The sequence below is a fragment of the Vibrio sp. V08_P9A1T1 genome (assembly GCF_963874405.1).
Lineage (GTDB): Bacteria > Pseudomonadota > Gammaproteobacteria > Enterobacterales > Vibrionaceae > Vibrio > Vibrio anguillarum.
Window position 1 is genome coordinate 1 of record NZ_CAWNIB010000094.1, and the last position, 6,438, is coordinate 6,438.

The following is a 6,438-nucleotide window of genomic DNA, read 5'->3' on the forward strand; positions in this document are numbered from 1 at the left end:
TGTCATCTCTTCTATACGCTACAGTCGATTTAATGTGACACCAATAAAACAATTCTCAAGCGGTGAGGCTACTCGCTGATTGTCGAGAGTGGTATGCTGTCCACCACTACAAGTCATGCTCAGATCTAGTCGATATCGCTACCAAAGAAACATTTCGCCTGTTCATGATCTGGCAAGCTCGAATAAAAGGAGTATTCCGTGTCTGAGTTCTATTCTGAAATCAGTAAATTGTCATCGGCACCCGTATGGCAATTTTTCGATAAAATCTGTTCCATTCCTCACCCGTCTAAGCATGAAGAAGCCTTAGCCCAACACATCATCCAGTGGGCGACAGAGCAGGGTTTAGCGGTACGCCGAGATCCAACCGGCAACGTTTTCATAAAAAAACCAGCGACAGCTGGCATGGAACATAAGAAAGGTGTGGTTCTACAAGCTCATATTGATATGGTGCCGCAAAAAAACGAAGACACGCAGCACGACTTTGCTAAGGACCCTATCCAACCGTATATCGATGGCGAATGGGTAACGGCCAAAGGAACCACTTTAGGTGCCGATAACGGCATGGGTATGGCTGCATGTTTGGCTGTTCTCGCGTCAAAAGAGCTCAAGCACGGCCCTATTGAGGTGTTACTGACGATTGATGAAGAAGCGGGTATGACAGGTGCTTTCGGCCTTGAAGCGGGTTGGTTAGAAGGAGAGATCCTGCTCAATACTGATTCAGAACAAGAGGGCGAAGTATATATGGGCTGTGCTGGTGGTATTGATGGCGCAATGACTTTTAATATCCAACGACAAGCCATGCCTGCTGGTTACGTAACACATCAATTGATTTTGAAAGGGTTAAAAGGAGGTCACTCTGGGTGTGACGTCCATACTGGCCGTGGGAATGCTAACAAGCTGCTGGCTCGCTTTCTTGCTAGTCACGCACAAGAACTTGATTTACGTTTGATCGAGTTTCGCGGTGGTAGCCTACGTAACGCCATTCCTCGAGAAGCGTTTGTCACCGTGGCCATTCCTGCCGAAAATGGGGTAAAACTGGATGAGCTATTTAGCACCTATACCCAGCTAGTGAAAGAAGAGCTTGGACGCGTCGAAACAGGAATTGTCACTTTCAACAACCCGCAAGAAAATGCAGAAAATGTCTTCGCTCTTGTTGATCAACAACGTTTTATTGCCGCATTAAACGCGTGTCCAAACGGTGTGATCCGGATGAGCGATGAAATTGAAGGCGTAGTTGAAACCTCATTGAATGTCGGTGTGATTACCACGCAAGAAAACTCTGTGACTGTGTTATGCCTTATTCGTTCTCTGATTGATTCAGGTCGCCAACAGGTTGAAAGCATGCTCAAATCCGTTGCTGAGCTAGCGAATGCGGAAATTGCCTTTACTGGTGCTTATCCGGGCTGGAAACCAGATGCCGATTCAGAGATCATGGCTATTTTCAGAGACATGTACCAAGGTATTTACGGTCATAAACCGAATATCATGGTGATCCATGCTGGTCTAGAATGTGGTCTTTTCAAAAAACCGTACCCAGAAATGGATATGGTTTCGTTTGGCCCAACCATTAAATTCCCTCACTCACCGGATGAGAAAGTGAAGATCGACACAGTCGACCTTTTCTGGGAGCAAATGGTTGCCCTACTAGAGCATATTCCAGCGAAAGTTTAACCCACTCTGATGTCGAATTCTTCAACCAGCGTGTAATAGCAAGTTGATGAATATCTTGCTTTGGCAGCGGAATTCGGCATCAATCCTTACCTCTTTTTCTATCAATTAATTTTATCGATAAGGCAAATTAATTTCATTAGCGCACATTTTTTGTGACTGCTAGAGTTCGCCCCCTTGAAGTTCCTAGAGTTATTCACCACACTCTCTTCAAGCGATAACACCATTTAAAAGTTGTATCGGGGATGCGGCTACTCCTTAGCGGCGTCTTACATTCTCCAAAAATATTGAAACTGCGATGAAAGAAAAAATGATTGTCGGATGGCGAGAAACTCTCAGCCTTCCAGGGTTAGGTATTGAGCAAATTAATGCCAAAGTCGATACCGGAGCCCGCACGTCGTGCTTACACGCATTTAAGGTAGAGAGCTTCATCAAGGAAGAGACTCTTTGGGTTCGCTTTTGGATCCACCCTGTGCAGCGCAATAATGACAAGGTCACAGTGTGCGAAGCTAAAGTCATTGATGAACGAATCGTCCGTGATTCCGGTGGCCATGAAGAGTCACGTTACGTTATTCAATCAGACGTCTGTTTGGGCGGCCAAACTTGGCCCATTGAAATAACGTTAACCAATCGCGAAAATATGGGTTTTCGTATGCTATTAGGTCGCACCGCAATGCACCGTCGAATTTTAGTTAATCCAACTAAATCGTTTTTAATCGCTTTCGAGGAGAGCAAATAATGAAAATTGGTATTCTGTCACGTAATGCTTCGTTGTATTCAACCAAGCGTCTGATTGAAGCGTGTAAAAGCCGTGGCCACCAAGTCAAAGTGATTGATGGGCTGCGTTGCTATATGAATATCAATTCTGAAAAACCCGAAATTCACTTTAAAGGTGAAGAGTTAGCGGGTTTTGATGCAGTCATTCCTCGTATTGGTGCATCCGTTACGTTTTACGGTACTGCGGTATTACGCCAATTTGAAATGATGGGGGTTTATCCTGTCAATGAATCTGTGGCTATTAGCCGTTCCAGAGATAAACTTCGCTCAATGCAGCTATTGTCTCGTCGCGGCATTGGTATGCCAATTACTGGTTTCGCCAGCAAACCCGATGATGTCAAAGACTTACTCGACATGGTCGGAGGAGCACCGGTAGTAATTAAATTACTTGAAGGAACTCAAGGCATCGGTGTAGTGTTAGCGGAAACACGCAAAGCAGCAGAAAGTGTGATCGAAGCGTTCATGGGCCTGAAAGCCAATATCATGGTGCAAGAGTACATCAAAGAGGCCGGTGGCGCCGATATTCGCTGTTTCGTTATTGGCGACAAAGTTATCGCAGCCATGAAACGGCAAGGTGCCGATGGTGAGTTTCGCTCTAACCTACACCGCGGCGGAACGGCCTCTTTGGTAAAAATCACCCCTCTAGAACGTAAGACGGCTATCGATGCGGCGAAGATTATGGGTCTCAATGTTGCGGGTGTGGATCTTTTGCGATCGGAACGTGGCCCATTAGTGATGGAAGTCAATTCATCGCCAGGTCTTGAAGGTATTGAAGCCGCTACTGGTAAAGATATCGCCGGGTTGATTGTCGAATTTATTGAAAAAAATGCGGCAACGAAAGGGACAAAAACACGTGGCAAAGGTTAGGAAAAACACAGCATTTCATTTCCTGGGGGATTCAGTTCCCCCAGGAACGCGCAAGGCAATGGAGCTAGAAGCGGCTAAGCTTTATACACACTCGCCACTCTCTATCCCTATCGAAATCATTAATGGAATATCCACTGGCCCAACCTTAATGGTTAATGCCGCCATCCATGGTGATGAACTGAACGGCGTTGAAATAGTCCGTCAACTGATCAACTCCATCGACCCGCAAAAACTAAAAGGGACACTGATTGTTGTCCCCATCGTCAATGCCTTTGGCTTTATTCATAAATCTCGCTACCTTCCTGATCGACGCGATCTCAATCGCTGCTTCCCTGGAAGTGAAACTGGCTCCCTCGCCTCTCGCATTGCACATACTTTCTTTTCCCAAGTCGCTTTACGTTGTGATTACATCATTGACCTGCATACTGGTGCTATTCATCGCACGAATTTGCCACAAATCCGCGCCGATCTCACTAATCCTGAAACCTTGCGTATTGCCCAAGCATTTGCAACCCCAGTGATCATCGACTCTCCACTGCGTAATGGCTCGCTCAGAAGTGAAGCAGAGAAATCAGGCATCACAGTATTAACTTATGAAGCAGGTGAAGCGCTAAAATTTGAACCTATTGCCATCAATGCGGGTATTGTCGGTGTGAAACGCACCATGCAAGCCATTGGTATGATGCGCAAAAGTCGCAAGGCCGTACCGACATCGATCATCGCAAAATCAACCAGTTGGCTCAGAGCCGAAAGCGATGGCATCTTGCGCACCGTGGTGACGCTTGGTGACAAGGTCGAAAAAGGACAAGTGCTTGCCTATATCAACTCACCGCTTGGTCATGTCGAAGTCGAATTAAGAGCCAATAAGGGGGGTATTGTGATTGGCCAACAAACTCTGCCTCTTGTTAATGAAGGAGATGCCGTATTCCATCTCGCCTACTTCTCGCAAAGCGATGAGATGGTTGAGCAAGTCGTGGGCGATTTTATTGAAGAGGTCGCAGACAGCGATTTAGAACCTCTGACCACGGGACACTTGATGCCACCGTCGATGGTCTAAATAGTCGATAACTCTAAACAATAGAGACACATAAGTTCAATAATAAAGCCCTTATTCAAAGGGCTTTATGCTGTTTAAGCGTGAGTGGGATGAAGAAAGTAACTCATTAACCGAACGAAGCCCAAATCACCGTAGCCACTAATACAGGGCAGACAAATTTCACGTACCAAGGCCAGATTTTACCAAACCAACCCAATTGGAACTCAGGGAAACCTTGTTCTAACTCTTTGACCTTCGCGTGACGACTCCATACCCAACCGCCAAATAGGCAGAACATCAGCGCTGCTGTCGGCTGCAAATATTGCGTCGCAACCGTTGCCACTAAGCCAAATAGCGCACCAAAATTATAAACAATAACGACACTGACTAGCGCAATTAACGCGCCTAATACCCAACTTGTTGGTGCGCGTTTCGTATTAAAACGCTCGCTGACTAAGGCTACAGGGCATTCCAGCATAGAGATAGAAGAGGTTAACGCGGCGATCGTCAGTAAAGTGAAAAATACGATAGCAAACACCTGCCCCATCCAACCAAGGCTATCAAACATCAATGGCAACACGGTAAAAACGAGCGTGTCTGAATTTAGTAAAGAACCGTCAGCGGCATAGATTTCCACCCCTTTATGCATCGCAACAAACATCGCAGGCAACACAACAAGGCCAGCAATGAAAGCCACGGCAGTATCAACTAAAGTCACATTTAGTGCCATCTTCGGCAGGTTTTCTTGCTTACTCAGATAAGAGCCGTAAATCAGCATCGAGCAGCCACCAATGGTTAATGAGAAGAAACCTTGCCCCATTGCCGCCAGTAAGAGATGTCTGTCAAAAACCTTTGAAAAATCAGGGACTAAATAGTGTTGTAAACCTTCCATCGCTCCAGTTTGCATCATGATGTAAACAAACAGCACACCAAACAGTACAAACAATGCAGGCATTAAACGCGTTGACCATTTTTCAATCCCGTCTTTAACACCACCTTGCACGATTAGAATCGTCAAAATATAAAACACTAAGGTTCCGAATAAGTTACGCTCAACACTAAACCCTTTCAACCAAACTGTGATTTCCACAAAACCCAATAACTCAGTCATCGCACCGAGTAAAAAGCAGATTAGCCAGCCACCGACGATGCTGTAAAACGCCAGTACAGCACTCGGAACACTCAAACCAATCCAACCGACAAAGCCACCGACCATTTTACCTAGTGGATGAGGCGTTAATGAGCGCATGCTATCAACAGGGTTTGCTTGCCCAAAACGGCCTATCGCCATTTCAACCACTAACATAGGGAAGGCAACGACCATGATCATCACCAAATAAACCAATAAGAATGCGCCGCCGCCGTTGCTTGCCGCTTGGGTTGGAAAGCCCCAGATATTACCTAGGCCAACTGCCGCACCCGCCGCCGCAAGAATAAAACCAAGACGTGAACCAAAATGTTCACGAGAATCAGACTGTGTCATACCACTCACACAAATATCAATAGACTAGTTAGCTAGTACAGTAATACAGGCAATCAAATAGAGCAATTACACTGCTTATTAATTAAACAAGCATTGCAAAAATAAACAGAATTTACTGCGTAAAGATTATTGAACAGGCAATATTAACGGGAGATTAGAGGTGAATTTTTGCACGAGATAACGACCTCTTCCCTGTGCTTTGGCTGCATAAAGTGCTCTATCAGCCACATGAAAGAAATCTAGATAGTGATTCAACTGTGGGGTATCAATTTCAACCCCTCCAACGCTGATTGAAAGCATCTTCTTAGCCGGGGAAAATTGGTGGGTAATGCGCAGCGATTCAACCGATTCGATCAGTCGTTTAGCATAAGCTTGACCATCAATTTCGATGTCGCTCGCCAAAACTACACAAAACTCTTCTCCACCAAAGCGAGCAACCAGTTTTTCACCGCCAAAATCCAATTTTTTTAAGCTGGTCGCAACAGATTTCAATGCTTCATCACCCTCTAAGTGGCCGTAGTGATCATTGAACAATTTAAAATAGTCAATATCGATTAAAAACAATACGATATATCTAAATTGATAATCAACAATATAGCTTTTAAAG

Annotated in this window: 6 protein-coding genes; 4 read left to right on the plus strand and 2 right to left on the minus strand. The window is 45.2% G+C overall.

All coding sequences use genetic code 11. The annotated features are described in order from the left end of the window. The first annotated feature begins 198 nt into the window (after positions 1-198). The 4 genes from AACT21_RS04820 to AACT21_RS04835 all read left to right on the plus strand — a co-directional run bounded on the left by AACT21_RS04820 (position 199) and on the right by AACT21_RS04835 (position 4,369). Positions 199-1,671 carry an aminoacyl-histidine dipeptidase gene (locus AACT21_RS04820; RefSeq protein WP_017046587.1) on the plus strand — a complete coding sequence of 491 codons (1,473 nt, stop codon included), beginning with the start codon at positions 199-201 and terminating at the stop codon, positions 1,669-1,671. Between the two features lie 295 nt (positions 1,672-1,966). After that, positions 1,967-2,407, plus strand: coding sequence for an ATP-dependent zinc protease family protein (locus AACT21_RS04825; protein WP_094164620.1), 441 nt, complete (start codon positions 1,967-1,969; stop codon positions 2,405-2,407). Beyond that, complete coding sequence (gene rimK, locus AACT21_RS04830) at positions 2,407-3,312, plus strand: 30S ribosomal protein S6--L-glutamate ligase (protein WP_010320145.1); 906 nt, start codon at positions 2,407-2,409, stop codon at positions 3,310-3,312. Before AACT21_RS04825 ends, rimK begins: the two co-directional genes overlap by 1 nt. Continuing rightward, on the plus strand, positions 3,272-4,369 hold the full coding sequence (locus AACT21_RS04835) for a succinylglutamate desuccinylase/aspartoacylase family protein (RefSeq protein WP_088718002.1): 1,098 nt from the start codon (positions 3,272-3,274) through the stop codon (positions 4,367-4,369). The genes rimK and AACT21_RS04835 overlap by 41 nt, the downstream gene beginning before the upstream one ends. A 106-nt stretch (positions 4,370-4,475) precedes the next feature. On the opposite strand, the gene AACT21_RS04840 is transcribed toward AACT21_RS04835, so the two are convergent. Next, positions 4,476-5,831, minus strand: coding sequence for a sodium-dependent transporter (locus AACT21_RS04840; RefSeq protein ID WP_094164621.1), 1,356 nt, complete (start codon positions 5,829-5,831; stop codon positions 4,476-4,478). 126 nt (positions 5,832-5,957) lie between these two features. After that, the coding region (locus tag AACT21_RS04845; RefSeq protein WP_141195276.1) for a GGDEF domain-containing protein at positions 5,958-6,438 on the minus strand (481 nt) is incomplete at its 5' end.